Origin of the sequence: Nonomuraea aurantiaca (genome assembly GCF_020215705.1) — a bacterium.
GTDB lineage: Bacteria > Actinomycetota > Actinomycetes > Streptosporangiales > Streptosporangiaceae > Nonomuraea > Nonomuraea aurantiaca.
The window spans coordinates 260,420-282,796 of the sequence record NZ_JAIWNB010000006.1; the positions used below are offsets into that span (position 1 = coordinate 260,420).

At 69.7% G+C, this 22,377-nt stretch carries 21 protein-coding genes and 1 pseudogene; 9 read left to right on the top strand and 13 right to left on the bottom strand.

All coding sequences use genetic code 11. From position 1 onward, the window contains the following. The first annotated feature begins 56 nt into the window (after nt 1–56). The 3 genes and pseudogenes from LDL49_RS17370 to LDL49_RS17380 all read left to right on the top strand — a co-directional run. Nucleotides 57–1,247 carry an MFS transporter gene (locus LDL49_RS17370; RefSeq protein WP_225292099.1) on the top strand — a complete coding sequence of 397 codons (1,191 nt, stop codon included), beginning with the start codon at nt 57–59 and terminating at the stop codon, nt 1,245–1,247. A 77-nt stretch (nt 1,248–1,324) separates the two neighbouring features. Beyond that, on the top strand, nt 1,325–1,999 hold the full coding sequence (locus LDL49_RS17375; RefSeq protein ID WP_225292100.1) for a rhomboid family intramembrane serine protease: 675 nt from the start codon (nt 1,325–1,327) through the stop codon (nt 1,997–1,999). Next, a pseudogene (locus tag LDL49_RS17380) lies at nt 1,945–2,304 on the top strand (HIT family protein); the annotation flags it as partial. The gene LDL49_RS17375 and the pseudogene LDL49_RS17380, both read left to right, overlap by 55 nt. A 212-nt stretch (nt 2,305–2,516) precedes the next feature. On the opposite strand, the gene LDL49_RS17385 reads toward LDL49_RS17380, so the two are convergent. Continuing rightward, nucleotides 2,517–3,677, bottom strand: a complete 1,161-nt coding sequence (locus tag LDL49_RS17385; RefSeq protein ID WP_225292101.1) for a serine hydrolase domain-containing protein — start codon at nt 3,675–3,677, stop codon at nt 2,517–2,519. Between the two features lie 394 nt (nt 3,678–4,071). Between LDL49_RS17385 and LDL49_RS17390 the strand changes: the two genes are divergently transcribed. Continuing rightward, on the top strand, nt 4,072–4,752 hold the full coding sequence (locus tag LDL49_RS17390; RefSeq protein ID WP_225292102.1) for a GbsR/MarR family transcriptional regulator: 681 nt from the start codon (nt 4,072–4,074) through the stop codon (nt 4,750–4,752). 452 nt (nt 4,753–5,204) lie between these two features. On the opposite strand, the gene LDL49_RS17395 is transcribed toward LDL49_RS17390, so the two are convergent. From LDL49_RS17395 to LDL49_RS17440, 10 genes are all read right to left on the bottom strand, one after another. Continuing rightward, complete coding sequence (locus LDL49_RS17395; RefSeq protein ID WP_225292103.1) at nt 5,205–6,158, bottom strand: electron transfer flavoprotein subunit alpha/FixB family protein; 954 nt, start codon at nt 6,156–6,158, stop codon at nt 5,205–5,207. Between the two features lie 20 nt (nt 6,159–6,178). Then, on the bottom strand, nt 6,179–6,958 hold the full coding sequence (locus LDL49_RS17400; RefSeq protein ID WP_225292104.1) for an electron transfer flavoprotein subunit beta/FixA family protein: 780 nt from the start codon (nt 6,956–6,958) through the stop codon (nt 6,179–6,181). 241 nt (nt 6,959–7,199) lie between these two features. Next, complete coding sequence (locus tag LDL49_RS17405; RefSeq protein ID WP_225292105.1) at nt 7,200–8,414, bottom strand: serine/threonine-protein kinase; 1,215 nt, start codon at nt 8,412–8,414, stop codon at nt 7,200–7,202. A gap of 34 nt (nt 8,415–8,448) precedes the next feature. Continuing rightward, a complete protein-coding gene (locus LDL49_RS17410) occupies nt 8,449–10,263 on the bottom strand; it encodes a serine/threonine-protein kinase (RefSeq protein ID WP_225292106.1) in 1,815 nt (604 codons plus the stop codon). Nucleotides 10,264–10,279: 16 nt separating this feature from the next. Continuing rightward, the gene (locus tag LDL49_RS17415) at nt 10,280–12,343 is read right to left on the bottom strand and encodes a serine/threonine-protein kinase (protein WP_225292107.1); all 2,064 of its coding nucleotides are present in this window, start codon (nt 12,341–12,343) and stop codon (nt 10,280–10,282) included. 145 nt (nt 12,344–12,488) lie between these two features. After that, nucleotides 12,489–13,001 carry a YbaK/EbsC family protein gene (locus LDL49_RS17420; protein WP_225292108.1) on the bottom strand — a complete coding sequence of 171 codons (513 nt, stop codon included), beginning with the start codon at nt 12,999–13,001 and terminating at the stop codon, nt 12,489–12,491. Nucleotides 13,002–13,060: 59 nt separating this feature from the next. Next, nucleotides 13,061–14,611, bottom strand: a complete 1,551-nt coding sequence (locus tag LDL49_RS17425; RefSeq protein ID WP_225292109.1) for a flavin monoamine oxidase family protein — start codon at nt 14,609–14,611, stop codon at nt 13,061–13,063. 148 nt (nt 14,612–14,759) lie between these two features. Further along, nucleotides 14,760–15,602 (bottom strand): M55 family metallopeptidase, encoded by an 843-nt coding sequence (locus LDL49_RS17430; RefSeq protein ID WP_225292110.1) that lies wholly within the window; start codon nt 15,600–15,602, stop codon nt 14,760–14,762. A 286-nt stretch (nt 15,603–15,888) separates the two neighbouring features. Beyond that, entirely contained in the window at nt 15,889–17,094 is a 1,206-nt protein-coding gene (locus tag LDL49_RS17435) for a DUF6395 domain-containing protein (RefSeq protein WP_225292111.1), read from the bottom strand. Then, nucleotides 17,085–17,639: a proline-rich domain-containing protein gene (locus tag LDL49_RS17440; RefSeq protein WP_225292112.1), complete on the bottom strand. Its 555-nt coding sequence runs from the start codon at nt 17,637–17,639 to the stop codon at nt 17,085–17,087. Before LDL49_RS17440 ends, LDL49_RS17435 begins: the two co-directional genes overlap by 10 nt. A 145-nt stretch (nt 17,640–17,784) precedes the next feature. On the opposite strand from LDL49_RS17440, the gene LDL49_RS17445 reads away from it, so the two are divergent. From LDL49_RS17445 to LDL49_RS17460, 4 genes are all read left to right on the top strand, one after another. Next, nucleotides 17,785–18,006 carry a hypothetical protein gene (locus LDL49_RS17445; protein WP_225292113.1) on the top strand — a complete coding sequence of 74 codons (222 nt, stop codon included), beginning with the start codon at nt 17,785–17,787 and terminating at the stop codon, nt 18,004–18,006. Further along, nucleotides 17,999–18,976, top strand: a complete 978-nt coding sequence (locus LDL49_RS17450) for a phosphotransferase enzyme family protein (RefSeq protein ID WP_225292114.1) — start codon at nt 17,999–18,001, stop codon at nt 18,974–18,976. Before LDL49_RS17445 ends, LDL49_RS17450 begins: the two co-directional genes overlap by 8 nt. A 119-nt stretch (nt 18,977–19,095) precedes the next feature. Further along, nucleotides 19,096–19,635, top strand: a complete 540-nt coding sequence (locus LDL49_RS17455) for a DinB family protein (protein ID WP_225292115.1) — start codon at nt 19,096–19,098, stop codon at nt 19,633–19,635. Between the two features lie 215 nt (nt 19,636–19,850). Further along, nucleotides 19,851–20,396 (top strand): RICIN domain-containing protein, encoded by a 546-nt coding sequence (locus tag LDL49_RS17460; protein WP_225292116.1) that lies wholly within the window; start codon nt 19,851–19,853, stop codon nt 20,394–20,396. 99 nt (nt 20,397–20,495) lie between these two features. Here the strand turns inward: LDL49_RS17460 and LDL49_RS17465 are convergent, their stop codons facing one another. Further along, nucleotides 20,496–20,915: a MarR family winged helix-turn-helix transcriptional regulator gene (locus tag LDL49_RS17465; RefSeq protein ID WP_225292117.1), complete on the bottom strand. Its 420-nt coding sequence runs from the start codon at nt 20,913–20,915 to the stop codon at nt 20,496–20,498. A gap of 61 nt (nt 20,916–20,976) precedes the next feature. Here LDL49_RS17465 and LDL49_RS17470 point away from each other — a divergent pair, with 61 nt between their 5' ends. Next, nucleotides 20,977–21,780 carry an alpha/beta fold hydrolase gene (locus LDL49_RS17470; RefSeq protein ID WP_225292118.1) on the top strand — a complete coding sequence of 268 codons (804 nt, stop codon included), beginning with the start codon at nt 20,977–20,979 and terminating at the stop codon, nt 21,778–21,780. A gap of 4 nt (nt 21,781–21,784) precedes the next feature. Here LDL49_RS17470 and LDL49_RS17475 read toward each other — a convergent pair whose 3' ends face one another. Continuing rightward, complete coding sequence (locus tag LDL49_RS17475; protein ID WP_225292119.1) at nt 21,785–22,351, bottom strand: SIS domain-containing protein; 567 nt, start codon at nt 22,349–22,351, stop codon at nt 21,785–21,787. Nucleotides 22,352–22,377: the final 26 nt, after the last annotated feature.

Genomic DNA, 22,377 nt, shown 5'->3' on the forward strand with positions numbered 1-22,377 from the left:
TGAGCTCCGGGCCGCGCCGCATGCCAATTAATGAGTGATTTGCGAGGTATGTACCAATGATCCGCGACTTGAGGATCGCCCGTTACGGGGCGGTTCTTACTTTCGTTCTGGCCGGGCTCCTGGTGGGCACGATGACCGTGCGCATCCCGGCGCTGACCGACAAGCTCGGCCTGTCCGAGTCTGCGGTCGGCCTGATCCTGCTGGCGTGGGGTGTGGGCGCCCTGATCACCATGCAGTCCATGCGCCGGGTCATGGGCCGGGCGGGCAGCAAGACCGTCCTGCGGATCGGCGGCCCGCTGACGGCGCTCGGGCTGGTGGGCGTAGCCTTCGCGCCGAACCTCCCGCTGCTGCTGGCCGCGGCCGCGTTCTTCGGCATGGCGTTCGGCATGGTGGACATTGCGATGAACGCCCAAGGGTCCACGGTCGAGCGGGCCTACGGGCGCCCGCTGCTGAACGGCATGCACGCGGGCTGGTGCGTGGGCGCGATCTCGGCGGGCGCTCTGGGCAGCCTGTCGATCGCCCTGGGACTGTCGTTCACCGCGAACGTGGCGCTGGTCGGCCTGGTCTCGTTGCCGGTGATGGTCCTGCTGGGCCGTACGTACCTGCCCGAGGCCCCGGCCGTGTCGACCACCGCCAAGGCCGGCCGCCGCCTGCCCCCGATCGTCTACCTGCTCGGCGCCCTGATGTTCTTCGCGTTCATGGTGGAGGGCACGGTCGCCGACTGGAACGGGCTGTTCATGCGCGACACCCTGGGCGCTCCGGAGGCGCTGGCCGCGCTCGGCTACCCGGTCTTCGAGGTCGGCATGCTGGTCGCCCGGCTCACCGGCGACCGGCTCCGGACCCGGTTCGGGGTACACGGCATCATGACGGCCTCCGGCGTGGCCACCGCGGGGTTCTTCGCCGTCGTCCTGGCCGCGCCCGCGCCGCTGGTGGCGGTGCTGGCGATGTTCTTCGTCGGCCTCGGCGTGGCGACGATCTCGCCGATGACGCTCTCGCTGGCCGGGACCGCCACCGACACCCCCGGCCCGGCGATCGCCCAGGCGGGGGCCATGGGCTACGCGGGGCTGCTGCTCGGCCCGGTGGCGATCGGCTTCCTGACGGACGCCACGTCGCTACGCGTGGCGCTCGGGATCGCGGTGGTGCTGGGCGTGGCGATCGCGGTGGCCGCCCGCTTCCTGCCGCGCGAGGAGCCCGCGGCGGTCACTGCCGGTCCGGCCGTCAGGGAGCCCGAACTCGCCACCGCCTGATCCTGTGACATTTGTCCTGGTTCAGTGGCTTACATTCGGCACTGCCCCGATCTGCAGAGCAGTGTGAGGCTGAGCCTATGGTCAAACCGTTCGTCACCGCCTCGGTCCTCGTCGTGACCGCCGTGCCGAGTGTCCTCCAGTTCTTCCTCCCGGGGCTGGAGCCCGCACTCATGCGCGACCCGGCGGCCATCCGCGCCGGGGAATGGTGGCGGCCGGCAACGTCCCTCGTCGTCCAGGACAGCGGCGTGTTGGGCACCCTGTTCAACCTGGCGTTCCTGGCGGTGCTCGGCTACCTCGCCGAGCGCTCGCTCAGGTCCGCCCGCTGGCTCATCCTGTACGGCGCGGGCGCCGTGGCCGGGCAGGCGGCCGGATACCTGTTCAACGACCCGGGAGCCGGGAACTCGATCGCCTTGTGCGGCCTGGCGGCGGGCCTGGCCATCGCCTGCGAGGGGTCACTGGAGCGCTCCGTGGGCGCCTTCTACGCGGTGATGCTGGGCGCGTCCGCCCTGGCGCCCTCCGGCGGCATCTGGAGCTGGGTGGTGACGGTCGCGCTCACCGCGGCCGGGTTCCAGCTGGTGGTCCACCACGAGCGGCTGCCCCTGTGGCTCTTCCCCGTCGGCCTCGCGGTCGTCGCCGTCACGCTCACCGCCCTCGCCGACCTCCACGGCGTGGCCCTGCTGGGTGGCATGATCGCGGCATGGGCACTGAGAGGAATGTCCCGTTCGACCTCGCGGCCTACGTCGCCCGCGTAAAGGGTGGGCCGTGCTTCATCTGCGCCATCGTGGCCGGTGACCCGGCCTATGACCTGGAAGAGATCGTCTACGAGGACGAGCGCCACCTGGCGTTCCTGGCCCGCTACCCGACGATGCCCGGCTATGTCCTGGTGTGCCCGAAGGTCCACGTCGAGCACGCGGTCCGCGATCTCGACGAGGACGGCTACCTCGGTCTCATGCGAGTCCTACGCCGGGTGGCGCTGGCCGTCGAGGCGGCGGTGCCGTCCGAACGCACGTACCTGCTCACGCTCGGCAGCCAGCAGGGCAACGCGCACCTGCACTGGCACGTGGCCCCGCTGCCGCCCGGCACCCCCTACGAGGAGCAGCAGTACTACGCGCTCATGTCGGAGAACGGGGTGATCCCCTGGTCGAGGAGCGGGTCAAGAGGGAGCGCCCGCAGGCGAAGCCGAGGACGAACGATCTTGACCCGGAACAAGGAGCGGCCACCGTCATCGCGTCGGGGGAAGAACACGACTCCGGAGGTCCGTCCGGCTCATCAGGAACCGTCCGGGCAGAATTCGGCGGCGAGCGCGTCGGTGAAGACGCTGAGCGGGGCCCAGTCGCCGTTGACCTGCGTGGTGAGGCGGTGTTTGCCGTCGCGGGTGCCCATGGCGTAGCTCCAGGAGCCGTAGGTGGCACCGGCGTTGCCCCAGACGCTGGTGCCGCAGGGCAGCTCTTGTTCGAAGATGCCCAGGCCGTAGCGGGTGTTGGGGATCCAGTTCGCTTCCTGGGTGGAGACGGTGGTGAGCATCTCGCGCAGTTGCGCGGCCGGCAGGACGCGCCCGCCGAACAGGGCGGCGAAGAACCGGTTGAGGTCGGTGGTGGTGGAGATGATGCCGCCGGCGGACCAGGCGAAGGACTGGTTCATCTGGGTGGCGTCGTAGATGGTGGGCTGGGGGTCGCGGGAGAACAGGGTGGAGTAGTGCACCGGGTGCGGGCCGCGGATCTTGGAGGCAGTGCCGGGCAGGGAGGTGCCGGTCAGGCGCAGAGGGCGGATGACGGTGCGGGTGAGTTCCTGTTCGAACGTCTTGCCTGTCGCCTTTTCGGCGATCATCGCGGCGAGAATGTAGTTGGTGTTGGAGTACTTGAAACGCTGGCCCGGCTCGCCGGTGGGCGGGTGGGCCAGGGCTATCTTCACCAGTTGTTGCGGGGTGTAGGTGTCGTAGCGGTGTTTGAACCACTCGGGACCGACGCCTGTGGCGAAGAACTCCTCGTCGTCGGAGTAGGCGTAGATGCCGCTGGTCTGGTTGAGCAGTTGTCTGATGGTGATCTTGCCAGGCTTGTAGGCGCTGCCGTCGAACAGACCAGGAAGGTATTCATCCAGGGTGTCGTCAAGGCTCAGCTTGCCTTCGGCAGCGAGCTTGAGCACCACGGTGGCGGTGAAGGCCTTGGAGGCGCTGCCGATGCGGAACCGCTCGTTCTGCTGGCGCTTGCGTCCGGTTTTGGTGTCGGATACGCCCGCCGAGCCGAACCAGGAGCGGCGGCCGTCGCGGACGTCGGCGACCATGCCGGGAGCGAGCTTGGCGGCCACCGTCTGGTCGAGCACCTGCTGCACCTTGGGATGTCCGGGAGCGGACGATGCGGTGGCGGGCAGGGCCGTGGCGGCCAGGGTCGCGGCGGCAAGTAGCGCCGCCTTGACGGACTGCGATGCGATCACGTCAGTTCCTTTTCGAGGGGTGGGTTGGAGGGATGCCGTCTGCTGGGGCGAGTCGAGGCCGACAGTCCACCAGGTGGCCGTGAACCTCGCCTGTCGCGCAGCCTGCGCGCGCCCGCCTGCCGAGAGGGCCGCCTGAAACGACGGCGGGACGGTGCCAGGACTTCATGGGGATTCCCATCGGGGGCGTCAGAAGCCGCGACACTTAGTCTTTGCAACGTATGAAAAGCTAACTTGCATTCGCAAAACTGTCAATTCCAATAGACGCTTTCATCAGGTATTTCACTGGACTTGCAATGGTGATGGCGATGAATGCAAGCAGATGAACTTGCAATGAGATGGGCGCGAATGCAAGACTGCACCCGTCCGCGCGCGTATGACCAGGAAGGGGCCGCCCATGCCCGGAGACAGGCTGACCCACCAAGACCGCCGGCAGATCGCCGATGGACTGACCGAAGGGCTCACCCACACCGAGATCGCCGCTCGCCTGAGCCGGCCATTGTCCACCATCTCGCGAGAGGTGGCCCGCAACGGTGGTCCCGATGGCTACCAGGCCGACCAGGCGCACCAGGCCACCCGGGACCGCGCCCGCAGACGTCCGCCGACCCCTGGGGGACGTGACCGTAAAGCGGTCGGCGATCTGGAAGAGCAGTTCATCGCAGTCATGATCAACACTGGGTTGTCGCGGATGACCGCCCGCGTCCTAGCCAGCCTTTACCTCACCGACAGCGGCAGTCTCACCGCGGCCGAACTCGCCCGCAAGCTGCAGGTCAGTCCCGCCTCCATCTCCAAGGCCGTCGGCGAACTCGAACAGCAGGAACTGATCCGCCGCGAACGCGACCCCCGCCGGCGGCGCGACCGCTACGTCATCGACGCCGACGCCTGGTTCCGCGGCTGGATGGCCAGCGCCCGCCAGAACACGCTGCTGGCCGGCTTCGCCCGCCAAGGAGCAGCAACGCTCGGCGCCACCTCACCCGCCGGGATCCGGCTACGGGACATCGGCGACTTCTTCGACCATGTCGGCCAAGCGATGTTGCAAGCGGCTGAGCAGTGGCGCCAGGCCTACAGCGCCAAGTGAACACCCGGCTGTGTCTGAACAGTCGATGTCGCCATGAGGGACCTGGAAGACTTGTACGCCAGCCGTCTGGATCTGCGTACCGAACACACCGATCTCCGCTGGGCCAATCTGACGCCGAGCTGCGACATCCGGTCCAGGCACACGCGCACAGGCTTCTCCACGCGGCGGAAAGGCGGTAGAGGTGCTGCTAACTCGGCGCCCAGATCATCGAACTGGGCGAGCACGGCATCCGCACCACCGAATGGGAGAACCTTCGACTGGTCGATGACTGGCGACGTTTCCTCGCCAAGCCGGACTTCTACCTGAGGTACGCCCTGGATGAGGACTGACGGGTCAAGAAGGGTGCGACCACCGGTACTTTATGAGGTCGGGAGCGGCCTTCCAGGGCCTGCTCTCCGCCATCGACTGGCGACCGGGGACGGCCGCGATGATGGCGCCGTCCCCGGTACGCGCTACTTGCGCTTGGTGACCTCTTCGGTGAGCTGCGGCACCACCTGGTTCAGGTCGCCCACGACGCCGTAGTCGGCGAGCTCGAAGATCGGCGCCTCCGGGTCCTTGTTGATCGCGACGATGGTCTTCGCGGTCTGCATCCCGGCCCGGTGCTGGATCGCGCCGGAGATGCCGGCCGCGATGTAGAGCTGCGGCGACACCGTCTTGCCCGTCTGGCCCACCTGGAACTGGTGGGGGTACCAGCCGGCGTCGGTGGCGGCGCGCGAGGCGCCCACGGCCGCGCCCAGGGCGTCGGCCAGGCCCTCGATGATCGAGAAGTTCTCGGCCGAGCCGACGCCACGGCCGCCGGAGACCACGATCGCGGCCTCGGTCAGCTCGGGGCGCGCGCCCTTCTCCTGCTTCACGCGCTCCAGGACACGGGCGGCCCTGGCGGACTCGGTCAGCGTGACCGACACCTGCTCCTCGGTGCCCGCGCCCGCGACGGCCTCGGGGGCCGTCGAGTTCGGGCGTACGGCGACGATCGGCGTGCCCTTGCGCACCTTCGAGCGGACGTTGACGCCGCCGCCGAAGATGGACTGGTCGGCCACGAAGCCCTCGCCGAGGCCCACGGCGTCGGTGATGACACCCGAGTCGGTCTTGACCGCGAGCCGACCGGCGACCTCCTTGCCCTCGGTCGTGGCGGCCACCAGCACGGCGGCGGGCGACTTGTCGGCCACCAGCTGGGCGAGCAGCTCGGCCTTGGGCGCGACGACGTAGTCGACGATCTCGTCGGCTCCGGCGACGTAGATCTTCTCGGCACCGTACTCGGCGAGCCTGGCCTTGGCCGCGTCGGTGATGCCGGGTCCGGCCCAGACGGCGGCCGGTGCGCCGAGCGAGCGGGCCAGGGTCAGCAGTTCGAGTGTGACCTTCTTGACCTCGCCGTCGACGTGCTCGACGAGAACGAGAATCTCCGACATATCAGCTGTCTCTCCCGTGCTCAGATGAACTTCTTGGACGCGAGGAAGTCGGCGGCCTTCGAGCCCCCGTCGCCCTCGTCCTTGACGATCGTGCCGGCCGCGCGCGGCGGGGCCGCGGCGAACTCGACGACCTCGGACCAGGCCGCGTCCAGGCCGACCTGGTCGGCCGCGATCTCCGCGTCGGCGATGGCCAGCGTCTCCACCGGCTTCTTCTTGGCCGCCATGATCCCCTTGAAGGACGGGTAGCGCGGGTCGTTGATCTTCTCCACCACGGACACGACGGCGGGCAGCTGGGCCGCGACCTTGTCGAACCCGTAGTCGGTGATCCGCTGGATCACGATCTCGGAGCCCTCGATGTCGACCTTCTTGGCCAGCGTGAGCTGGGGTGCGCCCAGGCGCTCGGCCAGCATCGCGGCCAGCACGCCGGTACGCGCGTCGGTGGACTCCGAACCCAGGATGACCAGGTCGAAGCCGATCTTCTTGAGCACCTGCGCCATCGCGTAGGAGGTCGACAGGGCGTCGGAGCCGTGCAGCGCGTCATCCGTCAGGTGGACGGCCTTGTCCGCGCCCATGGCCAGGGCCTTGCGGATGGTCTCGGTGGCCCGGCCCGGTCCCATGGTGAGAACGGTCACCTCACCGCCATGGGCTTCCTTGAGCTTCAGGGCCTCCTCGACCGCATACTCGTCAAGCTCGTTCACCACGCCGTCGACGGCGTCACGGTCGAGCGTCTTGTCATCGGACCGGAGCTTGCGCTCGGTCGCCGTGTCGGGGACCTGCTTCACGCAGACGACGATGTTCATGGCCGGTGGCCGACCTCCCGTGTTCGCGTGCGCCGACGCTCGGCGCCTGATGCTTGCTGACAGACTGCCAGGTGTCCCATGAGGGCCGTGACAGCGGGTGCTCTCGCGGCCATGTTACCCATGAGTAGCTTAGGCGCAAGCAAGCGAGGCTTACGACAAAGCACCCCCACCATACCGAACTTTATTCCGTTGCCTGAGTTCAGCCTGACAGCAGGAAGCTGCAGGCCGACAGCAGGAAGCTTCAGGCCGACAGCAGGAAGACGACTCCGACCACCAGCGCCGTACCGGCGAACAGCGCGAGCGTGAACGTGCTGAAGACCGCGCTCAGCCCCAGGCAGAGCCCCGCGGCGCCGAGCATCCCGGCGAAATCGAAGATGATCCGGCTCGTCCTGAAACGGCCGCGCGCGAACAGCGCCACCCCCGCGTCGGCCACCGCCACCAGCGCGTACGCGGCCAGCAGGAACAGCGCCACCTCCGGCAGCGGCTCCCGCGCGGCGGCGGCCAGCAGCGCCACGAACAGCCCGGAGCCGATCAGCCAGCGCCTGCGTACCTTCTCCCGGTGCCTGGCCCTGGACTCCTCGACCGACGGACGGACCCGCTCCTGGCCCGGCCGCCACTCTCGGGTCTCCAGGTCGTGCGCCTCGCCGGGGCGGGGGCGCAGAGCCGTAGCGGCTGGTCGGACGTAATGGGCGGCCTCGACACCGAGCCTGGCGCAGATCTGCGCGGCCGTCGGCCGCGCGGCCGGGTCGGTGGCCAGGCACTCGCGCAGCAGCGGGCCCAGCCAGTCGGGCACCCCCTCCAGGTCGGCCTCGTGGTGCACGACGCGGTAGGCGACCGCCGACGCTGGTCCCTGCCCGTACGGCTGGCGCCCCGTGGCCGCGTAGGCCAGCGTGGCCCCGAACGAGAACACGTCGGCCGCCATCCCCGACTCCTTGCCCTCCAGCACCTCGGGCGCCAGGTAACCGGGCGTGCCCACCACGGCCCCCGAGGCCGTCACCGAGAGGGAGTCGAGCGCGCTGGCGATGCCGAAGTCGATGACCACCGGCTCGCCTTCGGCCATCATCACGTTGGCCGGCTTCAGATCCCGGTGCACGACGCCCGCCTCGTGCATGGCCAGCAACGCGTCGGCCAGCCCGGAAGCCAGCTGCCCGAGCTCGGCCACCGGCGTGGGGACCGCGCTCAGCGGCCTGCCCTGCACGTAGCGGGTCACCAGGTAGGGCTTGGCGACGTCGAGCGAGGCGTCGAGCACCTCGGCCACGTGCGGCCCGCCCACTAACCGCATCGTCTCCACCTCGCGCGCCAGCCGGGCCAGCGCGCCGCTGCCGGCCGTCACGTGCGGGTGCAGAACCTTGACCGCCACCGTACGGCCCTCAGGGTCGAGCGCCAGGTGCACCTCACCGAACCCGCCCGCCCCGAGCCGGGAGAGTAATTGATACGGGCCCAGCCGCTCGCTCATACCCCTTTTCTCCCCCCGGAGCGGGCCAAGACACTTACGACCAGGGTGACAGGAACCCCATCCCCACGCCGTCGAGCAGATCGTTGATCAGACCGGTGATCAAGCCCATCGTGCTCCGCCGCGCGTCGCTGGTCAGCTCGTTGATCACGGTCTCCGGTGCCCGCCAGGGCGCCCAGGTCGGGGCCTGGCCCATCGCGAACATCACCGCGAGCATCGCGGCCGTACCGACGATCAGCGCGGCGACCAGGGCCGCGCCGGGAGTGCGCAGGATGCCGGTGAGCGAGCGCGTGACCGCTTTGCGCGGCGCGCCGCCGCCCGGCAGCACGAACAGCCCGGCCGTGAAGGCGCCCGCGCCGTACGCGGCGGCGGCGTTGACGCTCATGCCGCCGCCCCAGCGCAGCACGCCCCAGACGCAGGCACCGAACATCAGCGCCAGCGGCACATGGACCAGCGTCACGAGCGCGGCCTTGACCAGCGCCCACGGCGTGCCGACCAGGACCAGCAGCGGATCGGCCGCGCTGCTCCCCCGCACCTGCCGGCGCTTGACCATGTCGCCGAAGAGATATTCGCCCACCCGCAGCACCAACGCCAAAGCGACGGCCACCGCGCTCACCGCGACGGGCAGCATGACGGCCAGCGCGGTCAGCGTGACCAGCAGCAGCAGGCCGACGAACTGGCTGCCGACCAGATAGCGCTTGCGCTCGGCCGGCGGTGTGTACGGGGGCGGCGGCGCGACCGGCCGCTGCTGCTGACCCGCCTGCGTGGACGGGGAGTAGGCGGGCGGGCGGGTCGGCGGCGCCGGGTAGCCCGCCACCCGCTGGTCGACGCGCGGGGCCGGGTGCCGGTCCGGCATCGGCGCCGGGACGTAGGGCGGCGGCCGCTCCTCGCGCTGCCGTCTCTCCTCGCGCTGCGGTCTCTCCTCGCGCGCGGGCGGCGTCCCGTACGCGACCGGGGGCAGCAGGTCGGAGTAGTTCTCCATGACCCGCGTCCGGTTGCCCATCCGCTTGGTGCCGGTCGGCCCGTCGGCGGACGTCTCGTGGAAGGAGGTCACCGACGGGTCCAGCGCCCTGGCCATCCGCAGGAGCTCCTGGGCGCCGGGCCGGGCACCGGGCTCGACCCGCAGCGCGCGGCTCAGCCAGCCGCGCAGCCACGGGGGCGCCTTGTCGATCTGCGCGCGCCCTTCCATGATGTTGAAGCAGACCGCCTCGAACGTGCCCGTGCCGAACGGCGGCGCGCCCGTCGCGGCGAAGAACACCGTGGAGGCCAGCGCGTGCACGTCGGCCGCCTGGGTGATCTCCGAGTCGCGGATGATCTCGGGCGCCAGGTAGCCGGGCGTGCCGACGAACATCCCCGTCTGGGTCAGCCGGGTCGCGTTCACCAGGTGCGCGATGCCGAAGTCGATGACCAGCGGGTCGCCGTTGACCAGCATCACGTTGGACGGCTTGAAGTCGCGGTGGATCACCTCGGCGGCGTGGATGGCCACCAGCGCCTGGCACAGGCCCTGGGTGAGCCTGATGACCTCCCGCGCCTCCAGCGCGCCCTCCGCCAGCACGGTCTCCTCGAGCGTACGGCCGGGGGCGAAGCGGGTGACGACGTACGGCTGGCCGCCGACGAGCTCGGCGTCGAGCACCTCGGCCACGTGCGGGCTGCGCACCCGGCGCATGGTCTCGACCTCGCGCGTCAGCCGGTCGCGGGCCTTCAGGTCGGCCGCGACATGCGGGTGCAGCACCTTGATGGCGACCTCGCGGCCCTCGGTGTCGAGGCCCAGGTGGACCACGCCCATGCCGCCTTCGCCGATCTTCCTGACCAGCCGGTAGGGGCCGAGCCGCTCCGGCGCCTGCGTGCTCATCGCCACCGTCCCGGCGTCATCCCCCTGTGCTCCCCTTCAGTCCGTTGAGCTGGGTCACCACAGGTCCGACGTTCAGCGGAGCCCATACGGCCCTCCTCGCGTTGTCGAACGAGCTGTAAGCGAGGATCAGGGAGAGCGCGGCCCCCGCCGCGAGAACTCCCACCATCACCATCGCCGCTGTTCTCGAGGGTACGAGCGATGAGAGGGTTCTGCGCATCTGCCTTCCAGGCCCCTCCACTCCGGGGCCCGCGCAGACGGTCCACAGGGCGATCGCCGCGCCCCAGGCCAAGGCGTTGTAGGGGTTCATCTTGACGAACACGGTGAGCAGCAACGTCACCGGTAGCCCCAGGATAAGGGCGTAGAAGAACAGCGCGAATGTGATCCCCACCGACTTGGCCAGTTTTTTGGGGAAGGCGAACACCCGTACCACGTCGAGCGCCGCCGACCCGGTGGACCTGCGCGCGACCAGCTCCGGCTGGGCCAGGTCGGCCGCGCGGAGCAGCACCACGACCGGGATCACCAGCAGGCCCACCAGCACGGGCGCCACCACGGCCACCATGATCATCAGGATCAGCAGCATCGCGCTCGCCAGGCCGTAGGCCCTGGACCGCTGCAGCACCTGCCCCGGGCGGGCCGCCGGGATGAACGGCTCGCGCTTGGTCCGCAGGTCGGGCTGCCCGTAGGCGTCTCTCCTGGTCTGCGCCTCGTGCGGCAGGTACGGCTCGCGCTGCGCCTGGGGATCGTGCGGGAACTGGCCCTGCACCGGGATGTAGGGCGGTGGCTGGATCGGATTGCCGCGCCCGTAGTCGGGCGCTTCGGGGCGTACCCGGCGGGTGGGGACGTCGGGCGGGTCGGGGCGTACGCGCCGGGTCGGCACATCGGCCTCGGCCGGCGAGGGTGCGTGGCTGTTGCTCTGCCCGGAGACCTGCCATGGCTGCGGGGTGGCCTCGCGCTGCATCTTGCGCAGCTCCTCCGGGGTCACCCGGCGGGTCGGATAGGGGTCGCCCTGCTGCTCGGGGAGCAACGAGACGTACTGCTGCTCCTGCGGCGGCGGCTGGGGCGGCCGGCCCTGGGGCGGCTGGTTCGGGCCGGACCCCTGCTGCGGCTGGCCCTGGTGCGGGGGCTGCTGGCGCAGCTGGCCGTCGACGAGCCGGCGCGGCGTCATGGGCGGCGTCGAGATGTCGTACGACGGCTTGTCGGCCAGCGGCTGCGGCGTCGGCAGCTCGATCGACGGGTTGGAGCGGTCGGACCGGGGCACGGTCGAGATCTCGTCGCGCACGTTGCCCGGCGGCTTGGGCAGCATCCTGGCGGTCTGCTCGGCCAGCTCGGCCGCCTTGGGCCGCTTGGCCGGGTTGCGCTGGAAGGCCGCCTTGAGCAGCGGCTGCAGCTCCGGCGGGGCCGCGCTCACGTCGGCCTTGCCCGCGGTGATGTTGTAGAAGATCATCTCCAGCGTGCCCTTGCCGAAGGGCGGCTGGCCGGTGCCCGCGTACAGCAGCGTGCCCGCCCAGGCGTGGATGTCGACCTCGGGCCCGGCCTCCTGCCCCTCGATGATCTCGGGGGCGAGGTATCCGGGCGTGCCGATGAACATCCCCGTCTGCGTCAGCCTGGTCGCGTCGACCGCCTGGGCGATGCCGAAGTCGATCAGGACCGGCTCGCCATCGATGATCAGCACGTTGCCCGGCTTGAGGTCGCGGTGGATCACACCCACCGCGTGCACGGCGGCCAGCGCGGTGGCGACCCCGTGCGCGATCCTGACCAGCGCGGGCAGGTCGAGCGGGCCGTCGTCCTTGACGATCTCGTCGAGCGGCCGCCCGGCGACGTAACGCGTGACGATGTAGGGCCGATGACCCGTCACGTCGGCGTCGATCACCTCGGCGATGTACTTGCTGCGCGCGCGGCGCATGGTCTCGACCTCACGCGACAGACGCCGCCTGGCGACCTCGTCGCCGGCGACCTCCGCGCGCAGGACCTTGACCGCCACCTGCCTCCCCTGCGGGTCGACAGCGAGGTGGACAACGCCCATACCGCCTTCGCCGAGCCGCCTGAGCAGCCGGTAAGGGCCGAGTCGGTCATCGTTCATGGCATGAAGCACCATACCGGCTTAATCCCCGCCCACGAGATGAACCATGAGGCCACATTCCCACTCGTACAACGTCCCGAAGGGGCCCATCGGTTTCCCATTCAACGGTCTCGAATTGGCTTCAGTTTTGGCTTCGGCTCTGAGTTCAGCTCGCCAGGGGGAGGGTCTCCGCCCCCTTCAACCCGGCGAGCGCGGCCCCGGAGACGGCCAGCTTCGACCGCCGCACCCCGCTTCCGATCACTACCCTGTCGTGCTCGGCGACCTTCGTGTCCACCAGGATCGGCCAGTCGGCGGGCAGGCCGAGGGGGGTGATGCCGCCGTATTCCATGCCGGTGAGCTCGACCGCCTCCGCCATCGGGGCGAAGCTCGCCTTGCGCGCGTCGAGATGCCTGCGTACGACGCCGTTGACGTCGACCCGCATCGTCGCGAGCACCATGCACGCCGCGTAGCGCGTCTCGCCGCCGCGCTTGGCCGCGACGACCACGCAGTTGGCCGACTCGTCGAGCGTCACGCCGTAGCGCTCGCAGAACGCCGCCGTGTCGGCCAGCTCCGGGTCGATCTCGGCCACCTCGACGCCCGCCAGCCCCTGCACCGCAAGGGCCACCGGCTCGGCCAGCAGGTCGGTCCGGTCGGCCGCGGGGGCCCAGTCCAACGTCATCCCATCTCCTCGATCGCTCTCTCAGGACCTTACGCCGGTCACCTGAGCAGCGCGCGACGTCACGGTGACTGCAACACCCGTTGGTGCAGCTGGGTGACGGCGCCGCGGGCCGACTCCATGGAGCCCGCCTGCCACGCGATCAGATGGGTGAGCCAGTCGCCCGCGAAGTAGACCCTTCCGCTGGGGCGTTGCAGAAGAGTGAAGGACGAATCAAAGGCGGGCCAGCGTACCCAGCCGCCCTGGATGTGCTCCTGGCGGTCCCAGGCTATGGAGACGCTGGAGAGCAGGTCCTTGCCGTACTTGTCGCCGTGGATCTTCCTGCCCTGGGTGAGGGCGCGGCGTCTGCGGTCCTCCGGGGTGAGGGCGCCGTAGAGCCCGGCGTTCTGGTCGGTGTTGTAGTAGCCGACGAGCACGCCACGCTGGGCGTGGAAGCCGGCCGACGGGTACCAGATGTGGGTGATGTCCAGGTCGGTCTCGGTCACGCCGCCGTAGATGCGGTCTTCCAGCTCCCACCAGCGCCGGCCGTACTCCAGCCCGATCTTTCCGCTGGCGACCGGGATGGGCGTCTTGAGCGCGGCCGTGACGGGGGCGCCGAGGTTGTGCGGGATCTTGGCGAGCAGGTGGGGCGGCAGGGTGGCGATGCAGTAGTCGGCCTTGAGCGAGCCGCCGTCCCAGGTCACCTCGACGCCGTCGGCCAGGTTGGTGATCTTGGTGACCTTGACGCCGGTCCTGATCCGGTCCTGGCCGACCGCCTCGGTGAGCTTGGTGACGATGGCGTCCATGCCGCCGACCGGCTGCAACATGGGGGTCGACTGCTCGTAGCCGAAGTCGTTGGTGATGGAACGGCCGGTGCCGGCCGCGAGGACGGCGTGCAGGGTGCCGGGGGTCGCGAGGGGGGCGCCGCCGTCCAGCGCCGGATATTTCACGAAACCCCGGCGGTCGGAGCCTTCGTAGTCGAGCTTGGGCCCCAGATCGCCGAACCTGCGCAGAAACTCAAGCAGTCGTTCCCGATCGTCCTTGCCGATCTTCTTGTCGAGCGCGCCGATATTCGTCGCTTTAGCCAGCAACTCAGCCACATACCCGTACATATCTGCACGCGCGGCCCTTGCCCGGATTGTCTGCCCGTTGGTGTGGACGAGCGCCTGGCCGTTGTTGTTGATGAACGTCTCGATCGGGATGCCCAGCTCGCGGCAGTAGTCGAGGGTGACCATCCACGGCGCGATCCGTCCAGGGCCCGCGTTGAAGTAGACGCCCTCGCCGAACTTCACCTCCTGCGCAGGGCCGTTGAGCTCGGTGAGCCGATCGCCGCCGCGCAGCGTGAGATTCCGTCCGCCGGCCCGGTCCTTGGCCTCCAGCAGCGTGCAGTCGTAGCCGGCCTTGCCCAGCTCATACGCGGCGGTCAGCCCCGCGACCCCCGCCCCGAGGATCACCACCTTGGCCGCCGCCTTGCCACGCAGCGAGAAGTCACCCTGCTGGGGGGCGGCGAAGTCCTTGTCCTGCTGGGACGGCGCCAGACCCAGCGCGCCCATGGCGGCGTACATCGCTCCCGCGCCACCCACCGCCCCGATACCGACGAGTAACCCCCGCCGGGTCAGCGCCGCGCCCTCCATGCCACTCGCTCCCAACTATGCGGACCCGCTTCCACCGGCCTGCGCGTGCTGACCTGCCACTCACCGGCCCGCGTGTACTGACCTGCTCTTCACCGGCCCGCATGCGCCGACCAGCCATTCACCGGCCCGGGTGGGCTCTTTGTGGCGTTCAGCCGTAGGGGCCGCTGCCGCAGGAGATCTGACCACCAATCGTGGCGAAGATACCGAACAGCGCCATGATCTGTGCGAAGTCATCGGTAGTGAACTCGGTGTGCCGCGATCCCACCGCCTTCACGCCGGGAACAAGCCCCACGGCGGCCGCGATGGCAGTGGAGTTCCACTCCACCCCCAGCGTGTACGGCGCAGCCACCCGATAGGGCGTGAAGTCACTCAACCGCCCCAACGCTCTGACCGTCGCCTCACGAATCCGAGCCTGGGCGACGCTCGGCGGCAGCAGTTCGGCCGAGAACTTGTCGATCCCCTTCTTGACCGCCACCGTCTCCACATCACCGAGCAACTCGCGCGCCTCTTCACCGACGGCCTCGTCCCCGGTCACCAGCACCACCGGAACACCGTGGAAACCCGCACACGCCGCCACCAGCCGCGTCTCGCCGCACACCTCGCCGTTGAGGTAGACGTTCTGGATCTCCTTGCCCATCCAGGTGTGGTTGAGCACGCCGTTCGCTACTCCCGCGCGGGCGTGGTACCCCACGAAACACGCCGCCTGGAACGACCCGTCGACCCCCTGCGCCATCCGCTGCGCCTTACCCGGCCCCCGGATGAGGGTGGCTCGCGGGTCCAGCAGATCGATCCGCAGATTCTTGGTAGACCCGTGAGCGTCGTTCACCAGCACCCTGGTCGCCCCCGCCTCGAACGCCCCCTCCACGGCGGCGTTGGCGTCTGCGGTCATGAGCTCGCAACCCCGCTCGTAGCCCCGCTTGCCCGCGTGCATCTCCTCGGGGTCGGTCAGCCCGGTCACACCCTCCATGTCGACCGACAAGTACACCTTCACAGTCCCACTCCCTCACCTGCGCACCCGGCATCGAACAACGGCGCATCGACCAAAAACGGATCAACCAAGGGCGTATTAGCCAAACGCGGACCGACCGAAGATGCATGAACCGAAGCCGGACCAACCGAAGCCGGACCAACCAACGGCGGACCAACCGAAGATGTAAGAACCGAAGACGGATCGGCCGAAGACGAGCCCATCGGTCGGTTCGCCTCGGGGGTCACCGGGTCCCGGGCGACCGCTCGCCGCGTGACGAACAAGGCGGATCGAACAGGGCGTGGGGGCCTCACGTGCCCCATGTCTCCACCCGACGGACCTCGGCCTCGGTCATGAGCCCGACCTTGGACGTCATGAACCCGGTCGCCTGCTCACGCCACTGAACCGGGATCTCGTCGAGCGCCGGCGGGTAACAGTGGTCGAGCCAGCTCGTCGACTCCTCCGTGGCGTCGAAGTAGTCAAGCGCCTTCCCGAACAGCGTGTCCTTGATGCCGGGCACTCTCGCCAGGCCGTACTCGACCATCTCCTGTCCCCCGTACGGCGGAGGCTGGAGCCACTTGCGCACCCGGGGGTCGTCGGCGGTGAAGGGCGTGTCGAGCGGCCGCCGTTCGACGGCGGCCTGAATGAGCTCCTTGTACAGGCACTTGCCGCACGTACGGCACGGACCGTCGGTGCCCTGCAAGCACCATCGGACGTGATCCTTGAGCTCCGAGTTCAGCGCCAGCCGCATGGTGACCGCCTCACTCACGCCGCCCACAGGGAGCACGATGTGCACACCCGCCGCAGCGAACAACCGCCCCCACGCCCCGTGCGGCGCCCACATCAGGTTGTCGGGCGTGTAACGCAGAAGATAGCGATCCCCGCCGAGCCACCGTGAACCCAGTTCATACCCGAACGCCAGGCCACCGAGATCCATCCGGTCCGCGAGCAGCAACGCTCCTGCCGCGACCGCGTGATGTTCCGGATATCCGGGCCGGGGCTCGGACAGCGTGAACTCCAGGTCGGAGTCCACCACGGTGAGGTCCCGTCCGGTGCGCTTGGCCAGCCTGGCCAGGACGTCGGAGCGGTAGTGCGGCCACCGGTTCGGCACGCGCGGGTGCGGAACCCGCCGGAAGTGCACGAACGGCGCCTCGGGATAGATGGTCGCCGCCGCCACGGAGTCCGCGCCACCGCTGTAGGAGATCGCCAGATTCGTCCCGGTACGCCGGGCCTCCGCGCCTACCGGCCCGGCCTCGATCCCCCACCCGTCGTGCAGCGCGGCGGCCACCTCAGGGGAGATGGCCCGGTCGAACACGATCTCCTTGCGCGTCCACGGCGCCACCACGGTCCACGCGGCGACGGCGAAGAGGTCGGGGTGCGCGTCTGCGGGCACGCCGGCGATGGTGCAGGAGTTGGTGGCCAGCTTGACCGGGTGCTCGTCGGCGGCCTTGCCGGTGATCTCGTCATCGGCCCCGAGCCGGAACGTCAGCTCGCCTCCCGACCAGCTCACGCGCATGACGAATCCTCCGCCCGCACAGCATCATGGGAATGCGACGCCTGCCCGCCATCAGGCGGACCCGATCCCTGCGCGCCATCACGGGGATGCGATCCCTGCGCGCCATCACGCGGACCCGACCCCTGCGCGCCATCACGGGGATGCGATCCCTGCGCGCCATCACGCGGACCCGACCCCTGCGCGTCGCCGGACCCGGGGGCTCGTACATTATCGCCGGAGCCTGGTGCCCGTGACTTGAGGTCGTCGATCGCCTGCCAGAGGAGGACCTCGTTCTGGAGCACGCCGTCCAGCGCCTTGGCCGTCTCCTGAGCCAGGCGGTGGGTGTCGTCGAGCCGGGCTTTGTCCGTGGTGGGGGGTGTGGCGGGTCTGGCGTTTCGCAGACGCTCGACCTCGTCCTGCAAGCTCGCCATCTCCCGGCGCAGGGTCTGGACCTCCCAGAGAGCGTCCCTGATGTCCTGGCGATGATCGCCGATGGAGATATAGCGGGAATCGAACCACGCGCGCACGGCTTTGCGCAGGCGGGCGGGGACCAGGACGCGCATCATGAAACGCCACGATAGTGGCAAATCCACGGCCACCAGGACGCTGTTTCCGAATGGCAACCAAGCCATATAACTGGTGTCAACTTCCGCTGTCGCGACGGATAAATCGGCAGGCGTCCCAATACTCGCATCGCCCATACTGAGTCATGTGAACCTCGTCGTCGGCTTTGGCGTCAACGGCGCCGTCGACAGCAGTGGCAGCAACGTCGTGGGCGGCGACAGCGGCGTCGACAGCAGAAGCGGCAGCGGCAGCGGCAGCGGCAGCGGCAGCGGCAGCGGCAGCGGCAGCGGCAGCGGCAGCGGCCAGATTGTCGTGGTGCCCCCCGTCCGTCATCCCTCCTACTCTCCCCAGGAGTCTGATCGTGGTTGAGGAGTTGGTGGCCCACGCGCGGGAGGCGTTCGGGTGGGGTGAGGACGTCGTGGTGGCCGCGGGGCCGCGGGGCGCGCTGGGGCAGATCTGGCGGCTGGACGTCGGCCCGGCACGCTATGCGCTCAAGGAGATCTTCGCCGAGCCGCCGTCGGAGGCGTTGATCGAGGCGGAGCTGGCGTTCGGGCGGCGGGCGGCCGAGGCGGGGGTACGGCTGCCGGCGAGCCACCCCGACCGCGACGGGCGCCACCTGCTCGAACCGCCCGGCGGGACGTGGCTGCGCCTCTACGACTGGATCGACCTGCGGCCGGTCGAGCTGACGGCGCCGACCACACCCGGAGACATCGGGGCGCTGCTCGCGCGCCTGCACCGGTGCGCTCCCGCCGCGACGGTCGAGCCGGATGGCGGACCGCCCGCTCGCTGGTACGACCGCGTCCCCACCGCGCACGAGTGGGCGGAGGTGGCCACGTCGGACGCGGTGTGGGCCGCGAGACTCGCCGACCTGCTGGCCACGCTGCCCGAGCTGTGCGCGGCCGTCGCGCCGGCCGATCCCGCCGAGTTGATCCTCTGCCACCGCGACCTGCACCCGGAGAACGTCCTCGCCGACAACGCCGGCGCGCTCGTGGTCGTCGACTGGGACAACCTCGGACCGGCCACGCCGGGCCGGGAACTGGCGCGGGCGCTGTTCGACTGGTTCTGCGACGACTCGACCGCCGACCTCGATGCCATGCGCGGCATGTACGAGGCGTACGTACGGGAGGGCGGTCCTGGGCGGATCAGCGGCCTGGCGGACTTCACCATGCTCCTCGCGTCCCACCTGAACTTCCTGCTGGTCCAAGCCCGCGTCGCCCTCGACCCGCACGCCGAGCGGCGGCACCGCGAGTGGGCGGAACGCGAGATCGACGAGGCGCTGCGCACCCTGCCGACCGCACGGCAGCTGACCGACGTGCTGGAGCTCACGAGCAACCACTGATGTGCTGCAGCTCACCAGCAGCCCCTGATGTGCGAGAGCCCACCCGCAACCCCTGACGCGTGGGGGTGGACGACGGCCGCCCTAGAAGTCCCCCGGGCCGATGGGTAGACTCCCCGCGCGTGATCGACCTAGACGAGCATGGCCGCCCCGAACCCCCACTCGCGGCCGACGAAACCGCCACCCTCCTCGGCTACCTGGACTACCAGCGCGCGACCCTGGCGTGGAAGTGCGCCGGGCTGGACGCGGCCGGCCTGAACGCGACCGTCGCCGCCTCGACGATGACCCTGGGCGGGATGCTCAAGCATCTGGCCTATGTCGAGAGCTGGTGGTGCTCCGAGCGGCTGCACGGGCGAGCCCCAGAGGCCCCGTGGGACAAGGTGGACTGGGCGGCCGACCCGGACTGGGACTGGCACTCGGCCGCCGAGGACACCCCCGAGCAGCTCCTCACGCTCTGGCAGGACGCCGTGGCCCGCTCCCGCTCCCTTGTCGCGGACGCGCTGGCCGACGGCGGCCTGGACCGGCTGGCCCAGCGTCCCTGGTCCGACGGCCGGGCACCCAGCCTGCGGTGGATCCTCTTCCATCTGATCGAGGAGTACGCGCGGCACAACGGCCACGCCGATCTCCTCCGCGAGTCGGTGGACGGACGCACCGGGGAGTAGCCACCGAGCGGACGACCCCGAGGCGGCCCACCTAACTGATCAACCTGCGGGCGGCCCGAACCTGGACCGCCTGGACGCGGCACTCGCCGCCTCGTAAACCAGCTCATCTCCGCCACGCGACACGAATATCGTCACGGATAGCGACTCGCCGATACGCTGAGTGAATCGTGTTACTACGGACCTGCTGATCTTTCGAGAGCGTCTCAGGAGGTTCGATGACACTCATTCACGCTGGTCAAGCGGTCGCTGTCGCGGCCGCTCTGCTCGCTGCCCCGGTCATGGCGACGTCGGCGGCGAACGCCGACACCGCCGAGGCGGCGCAGCGGCTCCTTCCCAAGTTCTCGGCGACCCTGGTGGCCCGTCACAGCGGCAAGTGCCTCGACGTGGCGGGTGTCAGCACCGCCGACGGGGCCAACGTCCACCAGTGGACCTGCATCAACGGGCAGGCCAACCAGGAGTGGAACTTCGTGGCGACCAGCGACGGTTACTACACCCTCCGCGCGACGCACAGTGGCAAGTGCCTGGACGTGGCGGGCGTCAGCACGGCCGACGGCGCCAACGTCCACCAGTGGACCTGCCTCAACCAGCAGCGCAACCAGGAGTGGCGGCTCGTCCAGAAGGACAACGGCTACTTCTCCCTCGTCGCCCGCCACAGCGGCAAGTGCCTGGACGTGGCGGGTGTCAGCACGGCCGAGGGGGCCAACGTCCATCAGTGGACCTGCCTGATCGGACAGCGTAACCAGGAGTGGCGGCTCGCCTGAGCGCCGGCGGCACCTGAGATGGCGGCCGTACGCCACACACGCGTGGTGTACGGCGCCCGTTCGGGCCAGGCGTCCATTCGGGTCAAGCGTCCGTTCGGGTCAAGCGTCTCCGCCGTAGTTGAGGCGTTGCAGGAGATCGAGCAGGGTCGCGCGATCCCCTGGAGACAGAGGGGAAAAGCAGTCGGCCAGGACCTCGTCGGCGACCCGGTGTCCCGCGTCGAGCACCTGCTCGCCGGCCGGTGTCAGATGGTGCTCGATGCGTCGCCCATGGCCCGGCCGCCGCTCGATCAGGCCCTGGGCCATCAGCCGGCCGGCGAGTGTGCCGAATGCCTGCTCGCTCTGGAACGTCGCCGTGGCCAGGGCACGCGCCGGCGCCCCGGGTGACCGGCTGATCGCCCGCAGGGCATCCCACTGGGCCAGCGTGGTGCCGATGGCGGCGAGCCGGCTGTCCAGCGCCCGATGCTGCCGGTATTGGGCTTGCTTGACCGCTCTGCCAAGGACTTGCAGTTCACCGTGCACGAATCGAGTTTAGCAGCTACTCAACTAGCTTATATCAACAAGTTTAGTTATGATGATGGCCATGCCGACAACACGCCACACCATCGCGCTCTATCCGGACCTGCCGCTCACCCTGTCCGAGGCCGGAACCGGCCGTCCCGTCCTGATCCTGCACGGCGGTGGCGGCCCGGCCACCGTCGCCGGGCTCGCCGACCATCTGGCGCGGACCAGTCACGCCATCGTCCCTACGCACCCCGGCTGGGACGGCACCGACCGTCCCGGCTGGTTCACCGGCATCGACGATCTCGCCCTTGCCTATCTGCACTATCTCCATGACCGGCAGCTGTCCGACGTGCTCGTCATCGGCTCCTCACTCGGCGGCTGGACCGCCGCCGAGATGGCCGTACGCGACACGGCGGGGATCATCACCGGGCTCGTCCTGATCGACCCCGTCGGAGTGCACGTCGAGGCCGAGCCGATCAGAGACTTCTTCGCCCTCGACGCTCGTGGCGTCGCCGAGTACTCCTGGCACGACTCGGACCGCTTCTACGTCGATCCCGCCGGCATCCCGGCCGGGCAACTCGCCCTCCGGCAGGGCAACATGGCCACCATGCGCGTCCTGGCCGGCGACCCGTACATGCACGACCCCAAGCTCGCCCACCGCCTGGCCCGCGTCGACCTGCCCACCCTGCTGCTCTGGGGGGAAAGCGACCGCATCGTCACCCCCGCCTATGGCGCGGCGTACGCGGCCGCCTTCGGCGACGCCCGGCTTGAGATCATCCCCGAGGCCGGCCACCTGCCACAGATCGAGCAGCCGGGAGCCACCCTCGCCCTGATCGACACGTACATGCGCCAGACGAGCGCCGCTACCGTCAAGGCCCAGTGACCTGTCACTCCATGTTGGTGTGCCTGGCGCGCATCGCCTCTCGCGTGGCCCCGATCAGCGCCCCGAGCTTCAGCACCATCACATCGAACAGCACGAACAGCGCGCCCTCATAGGCCGACCCCATCGGCAGCACGGACGTGCGCCGGTCGCCGGCCATGGTCTGCGCCGGGATCAGCAGCACGGCGTCGGCGAGCTCCGCCGCACCGCTCTCGGGCTCAGCGGTCAGCAGCAGGTTCGTCGCACCCGCCGCCGTCGCCGTCCGCATCAGCGCCAGGACCGTGGACGCTTCGCCGGGGCCGGAGGTGGCGAGGAAGACGTCGTCGCGCCCCAGCGCCGGCATGGTCATGTCACCGACCACCGCCACCGGCAGGCCGAGATGGAACAGGCGCATCGCGAAACCCTTGATCTGCAGCGCCTCCCGGCCGCAGCCGTAGACGCCGATCGTTCTGGCGTCGGCGATCAGCCGGCAGGCCGCGTCGACCGACCCTTCGTCGACCTTCGCGAGCACGGCGCCCAGCTCGTCGAGCGCGCCGCGAAAGAGGTCGCCGTCGTTCACGACACCCGGTGACATACCTGCATGGCTACCCGGTACTGCCC